Origin of the sequence: Dyadobacter sp. CY356, from assembly GCF_021440195.1 — a bacterium.
In the GTDB taxonomy this organism is placed as follows: Bacteria; Bacteroidota; Bacteroidia; order Cytophagales; family Spirosomataceae; genus Dyadobacter.
This window is the reverse complement of the sequence record NZ_JAJTSZ010000001.1, coordinates 1,458,548-1,476,553: the sequence shown is the minus strand read 5'-3', so window position 1 is coordinate 1,476,553 and position 18,006 is coordinate 1,458,548. Positions and strand designations below refer to the sequence as shown.

General features: G+C 40.4%; 22 protein-coding genes. 15 read left to right on the top strand and 7 right to left on the bottom strand.

Going from position 1 to position 18,006, the window contains the following annotated elements; all coding sequences use genetic code 11:
* Positions 1-49: 49 nt before the first annotated feature.
* The 3 genes from LXL81_RS06165 (at position 50) to LXL81_RS06155 (ending at position 2,597) form a co-directional block, all read left to right on the top strand.
* Complete coding sequence (locus LXL81_RS06165; RefSeq protein ID WP_234645824.1) at positions 50-379, top strand: transposase; 330 nt, start codon at positions 50-52, stop codon at positions 377-379.
* On the top strand, positions 376-1,242 hold the full coding sequence (locus LXL81_RS06160; protein WP_255713663.1) for an IS3 family transposase: 867 nt from the start codon (positions 376-378) through the stop codon (positions 1,240-1,242). The genes LXL81_RS06165 and LXL81_RS06160 overlap by 4 nt, the downstream gene beginning before the upstream one ends.
* A gap of 110 nt (positions 1,243-1,352) precedes the next feature.
* Positions 1,353-2,597, top strand: coding sequence for a hypothetical protein (locus LXL81_RS06155; protein WP_234645832.1), 1,245 nt, complete (start codon positions 1,353-1,355; stop codon positions 2,595-2,597).
* 65 nt (positions 2,598-2,662) lie between these two features.
* Here the strand turns inward: LXL81_RS06155 and LXL81_RS06150 are convergent, their stop codons facing one another.
* Together LXL81_RS06150 and LXL81_RS06145 are read right to left on the bottom strand one after the other, a co-directional pair.
* On the bottom strand, positions 2,663-2,917 hold the full coding sequence (locus tag LXL81_RS06150; protein WP_234645831.1) for a LuxR C-terminal-related transcriptional regulator: 255 nt from the start codon (positions 2,915-2,917) through the stop codon (positions 2,663-2,665).
* Between the two features lie 229 nt (positions 2,918-3,146).
* Positions 3,147-4,274, bottom strand: a complete 1,128-nt coding sequence (locus LXL81_RS06145; protein WP_234645830.1) for a DUF4249 domain-containing protein — start codon at positions 4,272-4,274, stop codon at positions 3,147-3,149.
* 643 nt (positions 4,275-4,917) lie between these two features.
* Here LXL81_RS06145 and LXL81_RS29275 point away from each other — a divergent pair.
* From LXL81_RS29275 to LXL81_RS06135, 3 genes are all read left to right on the top strand, one after another.
* Entirely contained in the window at positions 4,918-5,007 is a 90-nt protein-coding gene (locus LXL81_RS29275) for a hypothetical protein (RefSeq protein WP_409013862.1), read from the top strand.
* Between the two features lie 907 nt (positions 5,008-5,914).
* Complete coding sequence (locus LXL81_RS06140; RefSeq protein WP_234645829.1) at positions 5,915-7,144, top strand: exo-beta-N-acetylmuramidase NamZ domain-containing protein; 1,230 nt, start codon at positions 5,915-5,917, stop codon at positions 7,142-7,144.
* Positions 7,145-7,209: 65 nt separating this feature from the next.
* Entirely contained in the window at positions 7,210-7,590 is a 381-nt protein-coding gene (locus tag LXL81_RS06135) for a lysozyme inhibitor LprI family protein (protein WP_234645828.1), read from the top strand.
* Here the strand turns inward: LXL81_RS06135 and LXL81_RS29135 are convergent.
* Positions 7,522-7,743 (bottom strand): hypothetical protein, encoded by a 222-nt coding sequence (locus LXL81_RS29135; protein WP_310589552.1) that lies wholly within the window; start codon positions 7,741-7,743, stop codon positions 7,522-7,524. The genes LXL81_RS06135 and LXL81_RS29135 overlap by 69 nt on opposite strands.
* 166 nt (positions 7,744-7,909) lie before the next feature.
* On the opposite strand from LXL81_RS29135, the gene LXL81_RS06125 reads away from it, so the two are divergent.
* A complete protein-coding gene (locus LXL81_RS06125) occupies positions 7,910-8,188 on the top strand; it encodes a hypothetical protein (RefSeq protein ID WP_234645827.1) in 279 nt (92 codons plus the stop codon).
* Between the two features lie 814 nt (positions 8,189-9,002).
* On the opposite strand, the gene LXL81_RS06120 is transcribed toward LXL81_RS06125, so the two are convergent.
* The 3 genes from LXL81_RS06120 to LXL81_RS06110 all read right to left on the bottom strand — a co-directional run bounded on the left by LXL81_RS06120 (position 9,003) and on the right by LXL81_RS06110 (position 10,861).
* Positions 9,003-9,440: a hypothetical protein gene (locus LXL81_RS06120; protein ID WP_310589550.1), complete on the bottom strand. Its 438-nt coding sequence runs from the start codon at positions 9,438-9,440 to the stop codon at positions 9,003-9,005.
* A gap of 30 nt (positions 9,441-9,470) precedes the next feature.
* Complete coding sequence (locus tag LXL81_RS06115; protein ID WP_234645826.1) at positions 9,471-10,205, bottom strand: SDR family NAD(P)-dependent oxidoreductase; 735 nt, start codon at positions 10,203-10,205, stop codon at positions 9,471-9,473.
* Between the two features lie 80 nt (positions 10,206-10,285).
* Positions 10,286-10,861: a Crp/Fnr family transcriptional regulator gene (locus LXL81_RS06110; RefSeq protein ID WP_234645825.1), complete on the bottom strand. Its 576-nt coding sequence runs from the start codon at positions 10,859-10,861 to the stop codon at positions 10,286-10,288.
* Here LXL81_RS06110 and LXL81_RS06105 point away from each other — a divergent pair.
* The 4 genes from LXL81_RS06105 (at position 10,851) to LXL81_RS06090 (ending at position 14,038) form a co-directional block, all read left to right on the top strand.
* Complete coding sequence (locus tag LXL81_RS06105) at positions 10,851-11,180, top strand: transposase (protein ID WP_234645824.1); 330 nt, start codon at positions 10,851-10,853, stop codon at positions 11,178-11,180. The two genes, LXL81_RS06110 and LXL81_RS06105, sit on opposite strands and share 11 nt — an antisense overlap.
* On the top strand, positions 11,177-12,043 hold the full coding sequence (locus LXL81_RS06100; RefSeq protein WP_255713663.1) for an IS3 family transposase: 867 nt from the start codon (positions 11,177-11,179) through the stop codon (positions 12,041-12,043). Before LXL81_RS06105 ends, LXL81_RS06100 begins: the two co-directional genes overlap by 4 nt.
* A 597-nt stretch (positions 12,044-12,640) precedes the next feature.
* Entirely contained in the window at positions 12,641-13,408 is a 768-nt protein-coding gene (locus LXL81_RS06095; protein ID WP_234645823.1) for a DUF4932 domain-containing protein, read from the top strand.
* A 42-nt stretch (positions 13,409-13,450) separates the two neighbouring features.
* A complete protein-coding gene (locus tag LXL81_RS06090) occupies positions 13,451-14,038 on the top strand; it encodes a hypothetical protein (protein ID WP_234645822.1) in 588 nt (195 codons plus the stop codon).
* Between the two features lie 133 nt (positions 14,039-14,171).
* Here the strand turns inward: LXL81_RS06090 and LXL81_RS06085 are convergent, their stop codons facing one another.
* Complete coding sequence (locus tag LXL81_RS06085; RefSeq protein WP_234645821.1) at positions 14,172-14,777, bottom strand: TetR/AcrR family transcriptional regulator; 606 nt, start codon at positions 14,775-14,777, stop codon at positions 14,172-14,174.
* 83 nt (positions 14,778-14,860) lie between these two features.
* Here LXL81_RS06085 and LXL81_RS06080 point away from each other — a divergent pair, with 83 nt between their 5' ends.
* The 4 genes from LXL81_RS06080 (at position 14,861) to LXL81_RS06065 (ending at position 17,789) form a co-directional block, all read left to right on the top strand.
* Positions 14,861-15,562: a dienelactone hydrolase family protein gene (locus tag LXL81_RS06080; RefSeq protein WP_234645820.1), complete on the top strand. Its 702-nt coding sequence runs from the start codon at positions 14,861-14,863 to the stop codon at positions 15,560-15,562.
* A 37-nt stretch (positions 15,563-15,599) separates the two neighbouring features.
* On the top strand, positions 15,600-16,622 hold the full coding sequence (locus LXL81_RS06075; protein WP_234645819.1) for an amidohydrolase family protein: 1,023 nt from the start codon (positions 15,600-15,602) through the stop codon (positions 16,620-16,622).
* The gene (locus LXL81_RS29270) at positions 16,619-17,083 is read left to right on the top strand and encodes a nuclear transport factor 2 family protein (protein WP_409013853.1); all 465 of its coding nucleotides are present in this window, start codon (positions 16,619-16,621) and stop codon (positions 17,081-17,083) included. Before LXL81_RS06075 ends, LXL81_RS29270 begins: the two co-directional genes overlap by 4 nt.
* A 211-nt stretch (positions 17,084-17,294) precedes the next feature.
* A complete protein-coding gene (locus tag LXL81_RS06065) occupies positions 17,295-17,789 on the top strand; it encodes a hypothetical protein (protein WP_234645817.1) in 495 nt (164 codons plus the stop codon).
* The last annotated feature ends 217 nt before the right edge of the window (positions 17,790-18,006 follow it).

Below are 18,006 nucleotides of genomic sequence, written 5' to 3'. Positions count from 1 at the left end.
TGAGGTGGCTCCAAAAAGCGGCACACATTTTTGCACATCGTGATGCAAGATGAAAGACAAAAAAACAGTTAAAATTCGTAAGAGTTATGATGCTGATTTTAAGCAGGAAGTGATAAGAATGCTGGCTTCCGGTAGAAGTGCAAAGGAAATCTCGGAAGCATTTGGAATTGCCGAGAATCTTCTCTATCGTTGGAAAAGAATGGCAACAAAAAAGATAAAATCGACTCCCGGAGAAAATGGCAACGACAAGTCGGCGAAGCTGACCGCAGAAGTTGCTAAATTACGTGCTGAAAATGCGCGCCTAAAAACCGACCGCGAAATTTTAAAAAAGGCCTTAGGTCTCTTGAGCCAGTCCGACTCAGAGACGTCTATGAGCTGATATATTCACTCTCTCGGACACAAAAGGTCAATTATTTATGCACACTTTTCGAAGTTAGCAGGACAGCATATTATCGCTATCGACGTGGAGAAAGCCACAATGCGGACAAAAAATACAATCGGCCAAGGCATGAAATACGGGCCGAATTTATCCAAAATTGGAAGCGATATGGTAGCAGGCGCATTCATGAGTCCTTAAAACAGAAAGGGATATCCATTGGTCGCAGGAAAGTTTCTGAAATCATGCGAAAAGAAGGCTTGAGAGCTATTCAACCGCGGAAATTTATTCCAAGGACGACCGATAGTGGACATGGGAAACGGGTGTCTCCCAATCTTTTACTGGGTCAACCCAAACCAATAAAACCAAATAGTGTCTGGGTTTCTGATATCACATACATGCCTCTAAAAGGCGGCAAATGGGCCTACCTATGCGTTTGGATGGATTTGTTCTCGCGTCAAATAGTGGGCTGGCAGTTAGGTGAAAATATGCAGGACAGTCTTGTTAGGGAACCATTGGAAAGGGCTCTTTTGAGGCGAAGAGTCAAACCAGGTATGATTATTCATTCTGATCGCGGTGGACAATATCTGTCTAATAAAATGAAGCAGTTGGTCAAGACCTTCAAGCTGAAACAAAGTATGTCTCGTGCTGACGATCCGTATGACAATGCATGGGCAGAGTCATTTTGGAGCAGACTCAAGGCGGAATTGGCTATGCCGAAAGGAGGATATGAGAGTCTGGAAAAACTAAAAACTGTCCTTTTTGAATATATTGACGGCTATTACAATACCAGGAGGCTACATTCGTCCCTAAACTATTTGAACCCGGTTGCCTTTGAAGCAGAATACTATCGGCAAACTGGATGAGAATTGAGATTTTAAATATTATACTAACCCGCAAAAGTGTAAACCAAAACGGAACCACGTCAATCAGTACGGAATTTGGCAAACTAACAATCAAATAACGGATAGCTTACATGGAAAAATGCATTTATTTATTTTGTTTAATGCTTTGCTACTTCGCTGTGTATAGCCAGGATAGCACAAAAATTAAGTTCAGTGAAGAGCAGGATACCATAGTGCAGCAGCGTTTTATTGACAGGTATGAGAATGTGTTCATGACAAAAGTGCCGACAAGGCACATGTTCAAACTGAGTCTGAATTTTATACCAAACTATCTTTTTGCAGTAGATAATAACGCCTTGCAGACAACATCTTATGGCCTGGGCTATGAATACAAAATCTCTCCCTCTTTTTCAGTTGGTACTGATATTTTGCTGAATGGTGGATGGGGAACCAGTATCGGTTTTGTTGGGGCACTTGATGGGAATATATACGGACGCTGGTATTATGATATGAGACGCAGGATTAAGGAAGGCATAAACGTGAATAATTTTACAGGTAATTATGTAGCAATCGTCGGCGGAAAACGTTGGGGGAAATCAGAGGTTAACTATCAGGCATCAACTATTGGTATTGAATTTGGCTTACAGCGAAGATTTCTTAACAATGGCCGTATTGAATTTGCAATTGGAGCTTCTTATCAAAAATATCCAAAAGAACATTATCCACTGCAATTGGGCTATGGTGTTCATAAAGCAGCTGATTTTGCGATCGCTTCGCGGACTAGCATGGGGCTTGCCTTTGGAGACTGGAAACGCAACAAGAATATAGCATTATGTGAAGTGCTTCTTTGTGACGAAAATGTCAGTCAGCAATGGAAGCTTTTATGGCCAAAAATGTATCTTTCCTCTCAGTTTATACAAGGAACCATCGGACTGGCCTATGAGCGGAAGTTTGGAAATAGCCCAATCTCATTTAATGGACAAGTAATGTTTGATTACTTGCGTATGGTTTCTCATGGGTCAGCGCCGTTTCCCAGAATTGTAAGTAACGACATTCAGTTATGGCCATCATTACAACTACGTTACTATCTTGACCAGAAACAGGCATTAAGAGATGGTAAAGGCGGGCAGAATTTGTCAGGATTATATCTGGGGCCACACAGCGAATTTGTATATTATCAAAGTGAAACTGTTCTCGGAGAAGGAAGGCCTAAAAGACATCTGGGCTTGGGAGCCGCCGCAGGATTTCAACAAAGATTATTTAGGAAAGCTTATGTTGACCTTTCCGTTAGTGTCAGCCATAACCTACTCAATACACAGCCTGAAGTAAAGCGTTTGCTGGCTTCGGTTAAGGCGGGATTTGGTATCACTTTATAGATACATATGGGCCGAAGTTGCGAGCCTGCAGAAAAAATGCTCAGATCAAAATGCACAGTTGGGTATTATAAATCCTCCTTCCTTTGGTCTTCATCCTGAACCGAAGGTGTATCAGAATATAGAATAGCAGAAAAACTTGCGTCGCCAAGGGCTTGCAGTTCTTTGAAGCTGTGTGCGCTTTGAAGTAAGCGTTCACGGTAATATTTAACCGTGTTACGGGAAAGATTAAGTTGCCTGGATATTTTACGTTCCGAAATGTTCCGATCCAGCATCTGTATGATCATGCGCAGTGTCTGCATTGAAGTAACTTTGTTTGCCATCCGTTGCTTTGTTTTTCACAAAAGATGGTGTTTATAATTACTTCAATACCAAAATTCACTGGCTCACTTTCCCGGAATAACTTTGACCGACTGTGTCGTCCTGATTTTACTTTACATTTTTTGGTGATAATCCTGAATTAACTTTACACTTGCAATAACCCTGATACCAACTTATTTTACTGATCCATTCCAGCGTAAATTTTTGATTTGCAGAAACGGTGCATTTCTTTCACTTCATGAACGCCGGTTTGCTAGTAGTGCCTCCTTGCAGCCTGCAGTCGGCGCATTCGGGGTTTGCCACCGTTACAGAATCGTTTAATTTACCATGATAATTCAGCAGCAGTTGCTGTGTCCTGTACGCACAGTCGCTATCAAGGGTATAACATTGGACCGAAAGCGTATCAGGCTCCGCGCATCTTGGGAACGAGCCAAGCCCGGGCGAAATCAGGATTCTTCTTTTTTCTTCGGTACCCGCTGCGAAATATCCAAAAACGAGCTCATCAGCGCTGGTAAGGCATTTAATATTGCCGGTAAGAAGGTATGGCTGCGGATCAAAAAGACTTCCTGTCAACTGCGTGGTCTTAGAAAGAGCGGTCCAGTATTCAAATGCTTCCTGAGATAAGGCGTACTGCCTTAGCAGCAAGCTGTATTGTCTGTATAACTTATTGGTACTAATGGGTACAACATTGATCGGTAGTTCCTTTATAATATCGCTGGATTGTTTTATGGTTGAACCCAGGATAATAGTAGCGGGCTTACTGGTACGCCAGCACGTATTGATATCCTGCTTTCTTAAAACAATCTTTCCGTCAACAACCTCGAGTACAGAGGCGTATGTAGCTTGGTATTCCCAGGTCTCTTCAAGTTTCCACCGGTAAAAATGAGTCTTGTTGCCGGCATCATGCGCATTGGCATAAAAGACGACCGAATTTCTGACAGGCTCGATCTTGTAGGATATACTATCTATGGGTGGAGTCTTGCTAATATTTACAAATTCAGATGCATATTCAGATCCATTCGCAGTTTTTAATTTCAGTCTATATTTATGCAGCAGATCAAACTCAGAAGGTGGTAAAATATATTTTCCAGGTGATAGTTCTGTAAACAAATGTACTTCTCCTAATTCTTTTTCTACGCTTAAAGTAGCTCCGCTCTCCATAACCGGGTCATGATCCTGTTTAATATTTTGAGTCCGGCTAAGTAGAAACACGCTCGTATCAGAGCCTGTATTTAAAAATCCATCGATAACAAGATAACTCTGCTGCGAATTAATTTCCGGAGGAGAAAATGGCTTGACACATCCAACAAGAAATAAAATACCCAATAGGATTACAAAATGGATTTTATACTTATTCACGATTTTCAATCCGTTTTCGTCTTTGTATTAATAAATTACCGGCAATACTATTAAAGCGAATTTGCTTCTTTATCACAATAATTTACCGGTATATCGATGCCGGATAAATAACCAAAGGTGAAAAAGGTAATTTTTACTTAAAACCCGTTCAATTTCTGCTTAATAAACAGTTTTTATGATCACATGTATTTTAAGGGGTCTCGGTGACAGGCACGCTAACTAATTTCAAAACTTGGCTGCTACAAAATCACTTCTGCTTTACCGGTTTAATTGCAGATGCCATCAATTCTGAGCCTGGTCATACTCAGGCTGCCGGCCAATAACTTGTCTTTAACAGTTTGCTGCGCCCCTATTGTTGATCCTCTAAAAGCTGCGCCTTTGCAATTTATAAGAACGTACGCTCAGATCATCTTACTTCAAAATCAAAGATATTGCCTTGATGGGAACAGTACTCTTCTGCTAATTTCACTTGCTCCATTATTTTACCCGTGCCACAGAAGAAAAGAAAGGTACGATTTTTCATACAATCTCTTTAAAATCGAAACACAAAAATCATGGCTGACGATAAAACAAAAAAGGCCCCGCAGACAGTAACCGTATCGATGCAAGTGAAAGTCACGAAGCGGCTTAATGGACTGAGGCGCTGGGCATCTCAAAGGGAAGATTGATTGAAGCAGTGGAACCAGTGGGAACCTCTGCAAAGGATGCCAGGGAGTATTATAAAAAAAAATGAAGGTTTTAATCCTCCAACTACAATGCATGTTTTTCTGGTCTGAAAGATCAAAAGTAAGTATAAGACCGGAAGGGCTGGCTTCTGAATGCTACGATGGGATATTGATCAACTTCTAGTATTAACGGTTTTTTGCGCAGATATTGGTCCTTTTAGGGACAACAACAAGATGATAAAAAAAATAATCTACCTGAAATAGACATCAAGCAGAATTGTGTTTCGGAGAATATACCACCTTATTAAAGCAATGAAAGCGTGGTTTAGAAAGTATGATTTAATATGCAAATCGCAATGATCGTTCTTAGAAGTTTAGGAATGTCGGGCCGGAACATAATCTGGGAACGCTTTTAAGGACGTATCACCATTCATAAAGACATTTTGACGTGCCAGTCTAAAACATACAGTTTGGTGAACCACTAAAATTTAATTCATATTTGGCATAGTCAAATATTTTTATATCCGAAATGGAAAATAATAGAAGGCCGCTAGAGTACGGTTATATCACCGAATAATTTAAGACTGAAACTCATCGATACTATTTACATTGCTCAAACTTGGCATGTTGAATTATAGCGAGCAATATCGTTTGATTAAACAGATAGATATCAATACATCGCCCAACTACCTATATTTATATTTTCTTAATTATTTCCCTGTGGTGCTTTCCCATTTTCCATTGTGATGAGCACCCCTGATACACCGCATAGGGGTCCATTAATATATCTTCTAGGTCAGATAGGGACCAATCCTGGTAATTTTCATTTCCTTTTTTAAAACAGTAAGACAGACAAATAGATATCAGCGCATCTTGTGATTACTTTCTGATGATGACTTTGCCAAATTTGCTAATTTAGCCGATGTGACCAAGAAACATCCGGAATTGCATAAATTGTCATCTCGAAACATTTAAATGAAAAAATATATTTTTATTCTTATTCTAGCACTCATTGGAATCAGCAAAATTGAATCCGCTGCTCAATTGGCATCCAGGAATCGGGTTCATTCCGGAGAGCCCAAAATCATCACTGGTGCTGACCAAACTGAAAAATACTTAACTGCTCTTAAAGGAAAACGAATTGGACTTGTTGCCAATCAGAGTTCTGTGATAGGCTCTGTAAGTAGTGTGGACAGTTTATTGAGCCTTGGAATAAAAATTATAAAAGTATTTGGACCTGAGCATGGTTTTAGAGGTAATGCTAGTAACGGAGCTGTGGTGAACAACGAGACAGATGCTAAAACAGGTATTTTAATTATCTCTTTATATGGCAAAAACCAGAAACCCACAAATGAGCAGCTGGCAGATATCGACCTTATGGTTTTTGATATTCAGGATGTGGGCTGCCGCTATTACACTAATATTAATACGCTTCAATATGTAATGGAAGCCTGTGCAGAAAATGGAAAAGAACTGCTCATTCTCGACAGGCCTAATCCTAATGCCTACGTAGTAGACGGACCCGTCATGACGGATGATAAGTTCAAATCGGCTATCGGAATCCATTATATACCCATGACCCATGGCATGACGATCGGCGAATTTGCTCAATATCTGAACGGTGAGGGATACCTGAAAAACCCATGCAAAATAAAGATTATCAAAGTGGCAAACTATGACCATGACATGCCTTATGTACTCCCTGTGAATCCTTCACCGAATTTAAATTCACAACAGGCTGTGATGCTTTTCCCTAGCTTATGTATGTTTGAAGGAACGGCTATCAACGAAGGCCGGGGAACTTACATGCCATTTACCATACTGGGAGCACCCGCACTGAAAGGCAGGTATTCATTCTCATACAAACCGGTAAGTATTTCCGGAATGAGCGAAAAGCCCAATCACAAAGATTCTGTTTGTTATGGTCTGAATCTCGGTAATTATGATATTGATAAGCTATTTAAAAGCAGGCAAATTAATTTGTCATGGTTAATTGAATTATACAATGCCTACCCGGACAAGGCTACCTTCTTTACGCCCGCAAGAGCAAACCAGGACATATCAGCATTCGATTTACGCATCGGTACTGATCAATTAAGAAAACAGATCATCGCCGGCGTATCCGAAGCAAAAATCAGAAAAAGCTGGGAACCAGGCTTGCAAAAGTTTAAGGCAATACGGATGAAATACCTATTATATCCCTGATGAGTCGATTATTACTCCAAAGGATTGAAATAGCATCACTTTTCTTATTCAAATTTATCGTTGCAATGAAGAAACTTCTAAGTGTCATTATCATTTTCACAACATCCCTGAATACAGTATTTGCCCAGGATGAAAGCAATCAATACGCAAAAGCGGAGAAGGAGATTAACGCTGTTTACCAAAAGGTTCTTATTGAGTACAGGTCCAATAAAGAATTCGTTAAGAATTTAAAGATGGCTCAACGTCTCTGGATTCAATTTCGAGATGCAGAAATAAAAGCCAGGTACCCTAATCGAGCCCCTGGTTACTATGGAAGTGTATATGCTTCGTGTATTTTTAGCTTAAAGACACAACTCACTAATGAAAGAATCAAAACGTTAAAGGTCTGGCTGACAGGTATCGAAGAAGGCGATCTTTGCTCCGGATCCGTTAAGATAAGGAAATGATCTTGAACCTATCTCATCATTTATTCCCACTGTATTAGCCATTTGCATAAAATGATATATGCCCTGAAAATGTCGCTTTGATTTCATACAGCGGCATTTTACGCAGAAATTGACTTTATCCCGATCTTTTTCCCACTTCTTCCGCCAGGTCAACAGCCTGCCACAGACTATACAGATCTACCGCGGCAGGCCTTTTTTTTGTTTCCTCCATTGTACAATTCTGTTAGGGATAAACCGTTATTGGGAATTAGTAACTTATCAAAGCCATGTGCATTAGACCATTTTTTTTGAAGTACTTTGCCAATAACAGCTTAAAAGTATGAATATTGATAAGTTATTAAGCTGGATCTCGCCTCTTGTGCTGGGAGCATTGCTGGGCCTGTATGAAATTTCTCATGGACTGTTCTACGTGCTTTATGGAACGCCGGACCAAAAGCGCGACTATCCGCTCGAAATTGTTCTCGGCCTGCTTTTTACTGCTGTATGCCTGGTAGGCCACTGGCTAATTCGACGGATCTCACATTCGCACGCACGCACCATCTGGATGATTGAATCCATACTGGTTGGCATGATCATATACGGTTTTTATCGTTCGTAAATCAGATACCAAATATGAGTTTTCATTAATTCATTGCGTTAACAACAACTTGAACCACTTCATCATCTTGCATGCGAAGTAAGCATTTGCCGATGGAGAATTTCAGCAAGGATGATTAAATGTCGATAAGGATAATCAACCGGAAAACGGATATTTATCCCGGGAAACGGATGCGAAATCCGAATTTACGAGCCCGTTGCAATTTGATTTTTTCCTTTCTTTTCCGGATGGATGCAACTGCACAGTCTTAAAAAAAGCTTACAAATTCGCGTTCAAAAAAGGAAATATACCGAATAGAACATCGAATGGCTGCTCAGTCTCATTAGCAAATTTCCAAACTCTATCCATCTAATGTACATTGTATATGCTCTTCATTGATTTCCGGAGGAGTATAACCAAAATTAAATTGAATGGTTGCTCCTGAAAACTTGGATGGCAGGTTCAACTTCCAAATCGTCACATAATCCCATTATAAATATTAATATAAAAGAATCAATCCGACCTACTTTAAAGTTTGGCCCTAAACCAATTACCTCATCCGATATAATAAATACGAAATGACTTAGCCTGGTCTGTTTCAAAACACGTAAATATTTTCTTTTCTGGTATTAAGAAAAGCATATTTCAGCGAATTGCTAATGGCTTTATTAAAACTACGTTTAATTACGCTCAGTTTCTAACAGGTTTTATACTTTCCAACCTCAACGAATTTCTTAATCGATGTTGCTTGCTCAGAATACGCCTATAGCATACCGGACATATCGCACTCCTTTATTGAACCTGGACTAACCCAATGCCCAGCACCGGACGACCATCAGCCGTAACGCCCTGTATAACCATGCGTAGCGTCCGCACGAGATCTGACAGTGGAAAAACGCAGCTGGCTGTTTCCCTGATTATCGGTTTGTATCATGGGTTTCCAGTAAAGGACATCACGATCATCAACAGGACCGGAAGTGGGGCTGACCGTATCGTAGCGGGGCACATAAAATTCGCGCTGTACTGTTGGATAACCAATAAATTGAACCGGTGTCATACCCTGGTTTTGTTTCCCGCTTTGCTGCATAGACCGTGCACCCATGGAGTAAAAAGCAATAACACCATTACCTCCCCGAATTCCATAAATACCCGCTGTACCAGCATTTTTTAACACTTCGACACGTTCAATGTCTCTTGTATTGAATCTGGTGCTTAAAAGATTTTTCTTAATACGATAATTTGTTGAGAGTAGATCAATAGCTTCCTTTACCACCTTTCTTTTACCCTTATATTCCGTACATTCTTACCACGGGCACTCTTGAGTTTCAGAATTATTGTCTTCGCTTACAAATTTCCTTGTTGGTATACTTTTATCTAAAATTGTTTTCACAATAGTATTTGCAGCTTCATCAGGTGTTCCATTTCCTTGATTATTTGTAAGGTCGGTTCTTATAAATCCCGGATCAATAAGATTAATTCGGAACTTTGGAAGTTGGTTGCCAAGCGAAATGGAATACATATTAAGTGCAGCTTTTGAAACGGCATAAATCATAAAAAGATTGGCATTTTCGTAATATTTCCAACTTCTTGCGCTGTGAAGCGTTAGCGAGCCTATACTTGAACTGATGTTGATAATGTGTGGTTCTTCAGATTTTACCAATAAATCTTTAAATGACTGAACGACCCGTAGAGTTCCGTATAAATTAGTATCAAAAACTTTCTCAAATTCTGAAACTGTTGCGCTCAGGGCATCTTGCGGCATATTTCCAGTAATGCCTACGTTGTTGATTAATATGTCAATTTTTTCTGCTTTTTTACCAAGTTCAGTTCGGGCATTTTTTACAGACTCATCATTGGTAATGTCAATTTGAAGAATTTCGGCGTTGGTCAATCCTTCTGACCTTAATTGTTCCAAAGCATGTAGACCTCGCTCCTGGCTGCGACAACCAAGATATACATAAAATCCTTTCTGCAAAAGTTGTTTTGCTGTTGCAAAGCCAATTCCCTTATTGGCTCCTGTAATGAATACTTTTTTCATTTTTATGTTGATTTAAAACTTTAACCTTGCAAAGTTGCTTCAACAAAAAATAAAATTTTTTCACATTTGTGAAAAAGTGGTTAGCGAATATTTTTTCTCACTCTACTTAATGATTGTTGTTTCATCCCTAGATATGATGCAACATAGGACAAAGGAATACGATTGACAATGTTTGGATACTGTTCTAAGAAAGACAGATATCGTTCAGTCGTATCTTCTGAAATTAATGGACTCCTTCTTTCCAGTTTTTTTGACTTATGCTTTATAATTATTTTTTGAATGATGTCATTTAATTCAAAAATAGCTTGTAATAATTCATTCCAATCTTTTTTTAAGAATACAATAAACGAGCAGTGGGTAATTGCTTGTAGATTTGCGATAGGTGTGACGCTTTTATCTGGATTATCCCAATCTGAAAGCCAATGATTTTCATCAACAAAATAGTTTGTAACTTCTTCTCCCTTTTCGCTGTAATAATAAACACGGAGAATTCCGTCCGTAATAAAACCCACGTATTTTGAAGTTTTCCCTGCTTCCCAAAAAAATTCGCCCTTTTTAAGTTCTATATTTATTGATTTGCTTATAATTAAGTCAATTGAGGTGGCTCCAAAAAGCGGCACACATTTTTGCACATCGTGATGCAAGATGAAAGACAAAAAAACAGTTAAAATTCGTAAGAGTTATGATGCTGATTTTAAGCAGGAAGTGATAAGAATGCTGGCTTCCGGTAGAAGTGCAAAGGAAATCTCGGAAGCATTTGGAATTGCCGAGAATCTTCTCTATCGTTGGAAAAGAATGGCAACAAAAAAGATAAAATCGACTCCCGGAGAAAATGGCAACGACAAGTCGGCGAAGCTGACCGCAGAAGTTGCTAAATTACGTGCTGAAAATGCGCGCCTAAAAACCGACCGCGAAATTTTAAAAAAGGCCTTAGGTCTCTTGAGCCAGTCCGACTCAGAGACGTCTATGAGCTGATATATTCACTCTCTCGGACACAAAAGGTCAATTATTTATGCACACTTTTCGAAGTTAGCAGGACAGCATATTATCGCTATCGACGTGGAGAAAGCCACAATGCGGACAAAAAATACAATCGGCCAAGGCATGAAATACGGGCCGAATTTATCCAAAATTGGAAGCGATATGGTAGCAGGCGCATTCATGAGTCCTTAAAACAGAAAGGGATATCCATTGGTCGCAGGAAAGTTTCTGAAATCATGCGAAAAGAAGGCTTGAGAGCTATTCAACCGCGGAAATTTATTCCAAGGACGACCGATAGTGGACATGGGAAACGGGTGTCTCCCAATCTTTTACTGGGTCAACCCAAACCAATAAAACCAAATAGTGTCTGGGTTTCTGATATCACATACATGCCTCTAAAAGGCGGCAAATGGGCCTACCTATGCGTTTGGATGGATTTGTTCTCGCGTCAAATAGTGGGCTGGCAGTTAGGTGAAAATATGCAGGACAGTCTTGTTAGGGAACCATTGGAAAGGGCTCTTTTGAGGCGAAGAGTCAAACCAGGTATGATTATTCATTCTGATCGCGGTGGACAATATCTGTCTAATAAAATGAAGCAGTTGGTCAAGACCTTCAAGCTGAAACAAAGTATGTCTCGTGCTGACGATCCGTATGACAATGCATGGGCAGAGTCATTTTGGAGCAGACTCAAGGCGGAATTGGCTATGCCGAAAGGAGGATATGAGAGTCTGGAAAAACTAAAAACTGTCCTTTTTGAATATATTGACGGCTATTACAATACCAGGAGGCTACATTCGTCCCTAAACTATTTGAACCCGGTTGCCTTTGAAGCAGAATACTATCGGCAAACTGGATGAGAATTGAGATTTTAAATATTATACTAACCCGCAAAAGTGTAAACCAAAACGGAACCACGTCAAATCTGCTGTTGATTCAGAACTCCAAATTGCAACAAGAAATTTATAAATGCTTTCATTCTACAAATTTATCAAATTCAGATAGACAAATACTGTGAGTGTCCCTAAAACGCAGACAATTTAAAAATTTGAGAAAGCCCTAATTTCCCAAATAAGTAATCCTGCATGGGCTATCTCAGACAAACGACCGTTTTTCAGGACAGCGAGAAATAACACCATCAAAAAATAAAGTAGTCTATACAGCGGACACCGGTTGTTCAATTGAACTGTTACCTCAATTGAAAATGAGTACGCCGGCAAAAAAGCCAGTTTTTTCGTTGTGGAATCATAGTTTTGGATCTCATTAACAAGACTTCGCAGGATGAAGAATCTCTATCCAACAGCTTATCGGCAAGCATCAATTATTATAATGATTATGTTTCTTTGCCTGGTACTGATATTTTTAAGTTATATTATCCTGGTAGATGACTAAGAGGCTATCAATTGATAACATATTTAACAAAATACCCCAGGATATAATAGCAACCCATGATTCACTTGAATAGACTTTTATTTCTTCTATTATTAGGAATGACTGCAAACAGTTTCGCTCAAAAGTTACCAGTGCTAAAGTCAAGAAGTACAAGTTTGGATATTCGGGATGGTAACGAATTAAGGAAAGGGCGATGGAATATAGATCCAAAAACAAAACCAGACATCTTCAAATCATTCATTGACAATAAATACAAATGGGTAACTTTTATATCTGATTCTGATTCGATACGTTTTAAAGTAAAAGCTGACAGAAAGTATCAATTTCTTGTAGTACTTAATGAAAAAGATACTGCATTTACGCAAATTGAAGGCATTAAAGTAGTGCCCTATGCTCAATTCAACACGCGATACGTTAAATCTCATGACGGTAAATCTTTCGTTGAAATTCCACAGATATATGAACTTTTCAATATTGTTGCGGCATTGACTGGCTTTGGAAAAAAAGATGAGGGCTTGATAGTCAAGAACACAAAATATCATCTGGACTTACTGGCTTGGTTTGATAAGAACAAAGGCGAGAAAATAGTAAAGAGAATAGATTCGGTTCTGTCCTCTAACTTAATGACTTTTGTAGCACTAAAAATGGACGCCTATGCATTTGAGTTAGCTCCTAACGGAAAAATAAGGAAAAGTAAGGTGTACAACCGTATCAGTAACGGGCTGGTTAATACACTGGAACCCTATATCAACGATTTACAAGTGTTCAGTAATAAGTCAAAATTTCCAGAATTTTATCAGAAAAACATCCCTTTTTATAATTCTCAAATCTAAACCTTCAGAGATTCTATTGGCTTGCAGGAAATGCAAAGATGGTTGACAAAAAATTTCCCAACCACACGTTATAATTCACTAAAAGTGATATTTTCACCGTTGGTTGGTAATATTCAATCCGCTTCATGGTTTGAGAATAATGGTTTTAAGGAAGCCCAGGCTCATGTAAACTTTCCATACCCAGATAAAACTGATGAGAAGGAATTTTCATCCAATGCACTCAATGTTAGGAAAGGCAATATTGTATTTACGGAGCTGAATCATTGCTTCATCAATCCCGAAGGAGAAAAAACCCAATACCGAACAGCACTTGCCAGTGCTTTTTCTGATCTGGCCATCTGGAATGAAAAGGGTAAACCCGCAGCACTGTACTATAATAATCCATATTCCTGCTTTAATGAATATGTTAGTTGGGCGTTAGTCAGTTTACGGTATTTCGACTATGCTCCTGCTGATGAACAAGATAAACTCATTGCAAGTATTGAAAAAAGGCAAGTAGATATCAGAGGATTCAAAGAATTCAGGACCTTCAATCAGTACTTGTTGAATATCTACAAGAAACGAAGAAACGGACAGACAGTTTCGGATCTGTATCCCTTAATTGTAAAATGGTTTGAAGATCATAAATAACATTAAGGTATGTTCAAAAACGCTCACAATAAACAGTACTTTTAGTTTCAGGTCCCAATACTCAATTCGCACAAAATCCGAATATATTCATACAGAAAATTTACGTATAGCTTCTCAAATACTTACCGTTTCTTTATACATTTCCATAAATACTCATAAAATCAGATATACTAGTCCGAGCCAATCCGGTTGCGTCTATGTCGGCAGCCGTTTGGATACAGAAAATCACCGGATATCTTGCCATCATGCAGAGTTGTATGAGCGTCCTAGCAGCTCTATTGGAATCTGCCGTTCGCAGGCTTCCAGTAACCATTTGTTTTTCCAAAAAGTCGGCCAGAAGCTCCTCAGTTGCCTTCGGCGCACGTTCATAAAACAACCTACCTATTTCTGGAAAACGTGAACTCTCGCTGACTGCAAGTCGATGCAATTCAACTGATTCTGGCGAACATATTTCTTCGATGTAGTGTTTCGCAAAGTCTCTGAGCGCTTTTTCCAAGGGAATATTGGAGTCAAGGTCAGGAGCTAACCTGCCCCGAAAAGCAGCAGTAGCATGCTCGATATAGGCAGCAAAAAGAATCTCTTTATTAGGAAAATACCGCCATAGTGTTTCTTTTGACCCACCAGATGCAGAAGCAATCGCCGACATCGTAGTGCCACCATACCCATGTAAAAGGAAGTGCTGTCCAGCAACCTCCAGGATTGTCTTACGGCGTGCTTGTTGTTGCAGATCTTTTGACATAATTAAATTGCTTGCATTTTACCGTACCATTTAGTACGTTTGTAGTTACCGTACCACTTAGTACGGTTTTACGATTTTTATATATGAGTTTTACAACAAAGATACATTCCTACGACGGCGTCGGCAAGTTCAATGTGTATGTGGCAGAGCCTGAGGGGAGACCACGAGGAGCCGTTCTGGTTATTCAAGAAATATTCGGAGTCGATACTGACATTCGGTGGCGTTGCGACCTTTTGGCCCAAAGCGGTTACCTGGCGATTGCACCTGACCTTTTCTGGCGTCTGGACCCAGGTATGGAATTGGACCCGGACGTAAAATCCAACATGAAACGTTCCGTGGATGTCGTCATACGTTTTAATACGGATAAGGGAGTACATGATGTGCAGAGCACTATAAACAAAGCTCGAGAGATCGTAGGCAGTAAGTTAAAGGTTGGCTTGGTCGGCTATTGTCTCGGCGGGCGTATGGCAGCATATGCTTCGGCCAGAACAGATATCGATGCTGCCGTATCTTACTACGGTGTGCAGATCGAGCGCATGCTTGACGAAAAAGACGCCATCAGAAATCCGCTCATGTTGCATATGCCTGAGTTCGATGAACATGTGGGCAAAGAGATTCAGACGCAAATTCATGCTGCTTTTGAGAGTAACCCGCAGATCTCGATCTATGACTACCCAGGCGAACACCATGGTTTTGCTTGCACCCTAGGCAAACGTAGATCGGAAGCCGCAGCGGCTTTCGCGGATCAGCGTACAGCTGATTTTTTATCGGAACACATTGGTTAATATAAGCAAGGGTAAAGAACTATAAAAGACCAGAAATATGAAAATTATAGCTTTAGAGGAACACTTTGTACCCGGCCGGGTAAGTGAGGCCTGGAAGGCAACCGCTGACAAACAAGACTTCACAGTCTCCTTAAATAGCAATCAATATGCCAGGCAGTTGGAAGATCTGGAGGATATCCGCATTCAAGCAATGGACGATGCAGGCATCGACATTCAGGTGCTGTCACTGCCGTCACCCGGTGTTCAGAATTTTGAGCCAGCAGACGCCATATTGGTTGCCAGAGACTTCAATGACATCTTGAAGGGTGCCATTAAAAAACGACCTGATCGCTTCGACGGTTTCGCAACGCTTCCTGCACCTGATCCGGCCGCAGCAGCAAAAGAACTGCAACGTGCTGTACATGAGCTTGGGCTGAAAGGGGCGCTACTAAATGGACGTGTCCGTGAGCGCAATATGGATCATCGCGATTTCGATCCAATTTACGAGGCTGCTGAAGCTTTAAATGCACCACTTTACCTGCACCCGCAGCTTCCCCCAGCCAGGGTGCGCGATGCCTATTATTCGGGTACTAGCAAGGTAGCGGACATCATGCTTTCTATGGGCGCTATAGGTTGGCATTACGAGACGGGAATCCAGCTCCTGCGTATGGTGCTGGGCGGGGTCTTTGACCGGTGTCCGAAACTCCAGGTGATTGTTGGCCACTGGGGCGAAGTAGTACTATTTTACATGGATCGCATCGCACAGCTAAACCACGCTGGCCTCAAACTGGAGCGCCCAATAATCGATTACTTCAAACAGAACGTCTATTACACGCCAAGTGGCATCTTCAGCCAGCAGTATTTATCTCGCACAATTGAGATTGTTGGCGTTAACCAAATGATGTTCTCCCAGGATTGGCCATACCAAAGCGGCATTGAGAATGGTGCACGCGCTTTCCTGGAGCAAGCCGAGCTATCTGTGGCTGACAAGGAAGCTATTGCGCACGGAAACTGGGACCGGCTAGTTAGCGGTATACAGAGAAGCCCAAACGCCGAAACTTTACGCTCAGCAAAGCCATGAACAGCACTGAGGAAAGACTAAAAATCCTGGAGGACGAGCGTCTGATACGGGCGTTGGCTGCTTCCTTTGCAGATATCTGCACGTCTGGGGATGTGAAACGTTTTACATCGTTATGGACAGAGGATGGTGCTTGGTTGCTATCTGCACCTTTCACAATAGAGAGTAGAGGTCGCGATAATAATTCAAAGCTTTTTTCGACACTTGCAGCGGACAAGCGTTTCTTTTGCCAGATGCTGCACTCAGGTGTAGTCACAATCTCAGGAAAGACAGCCACTGCGCGCTGGATCCTATCGGAAAGTGCTTCCGGTCACGACGGATCTTTTTATCAAAGCCTGGCAACCTACGATGATCGGCTTGTCTATGAAACGGGAGCGTGGTTGTTCCGGGAGCGGTCCTGCACATTCCTTAATATTTCCCAGTCCAGCGATCACAATTTGCGAATAGATCACGAACGTAGTTAAAATCGAACTTTAACCGTAAACCCGTACACTGAATTCGTATACGGGTTTACGCCTATTGATGTAATACAATGTTAAGATAGTTTTATATTGTTGACTAGTTTGAATTATCAGGACTTACTTGACAGGATGCCATATGCATAAAAAAAAGAATCGCCTTAACTATTACAAAATTATTTAGGCAAACAACCCAATACCCGAAAATCAAAAGAATATGACTTCAAATTTGACTGAATGGAATGATTTTTATGTTGCCACTGCAGGTGCAGCGGCAGCACTGACCGGATTAATATTTGTTGGAATTTCAATCAACCTCACACAGATCTTATCATTTCCGATTCTAATTCTTAAGGCATCAGTAGCTTTAATCTTATTAGTATCCATTTTGATTTTTTCAGTTTTTTTGCTCGTTCCCAAGGAGAACCATAACTTAATAGGTTACGAAATTATAGGATTTGGGTTGTTGGTTTGGGTTCTAGTAACCAGGGCTGATCTGAAAATATATCTGAAAGCTTTAAAGGAATTTAAAAGCGTATATCTTTTTAATTTGCTTTTTGATCAACTTGCAATCCTTCCTTATGTCTTAGCCGGACTTTCCCTGTTGTTTTTTCACGGTACTGGATTTTATTGGATAGTTCCGGCGATGATTTTATCTTTCATTAAAGCTGTTTTTGATGCTTGGGTGTTGCTTATTGAAATTAAAAGATAGCTAAAACCTTCCATGCGGCACCTGCGGCTTTACTACTGATGTAAATACCGGCTCAAAACAGAACTTAATTTTGTCACAAGCACACCTATGGCCGTAAAAAAAAAGGTGCTTACAAAGTGATATAATGTACTAAGCCGCAAAGTCTTGCCTATGGGCTAAACGATTTTCCCAACTAATGGGCTACCATTCTGTCTTAATTTGATCCTAAGGCATTTTG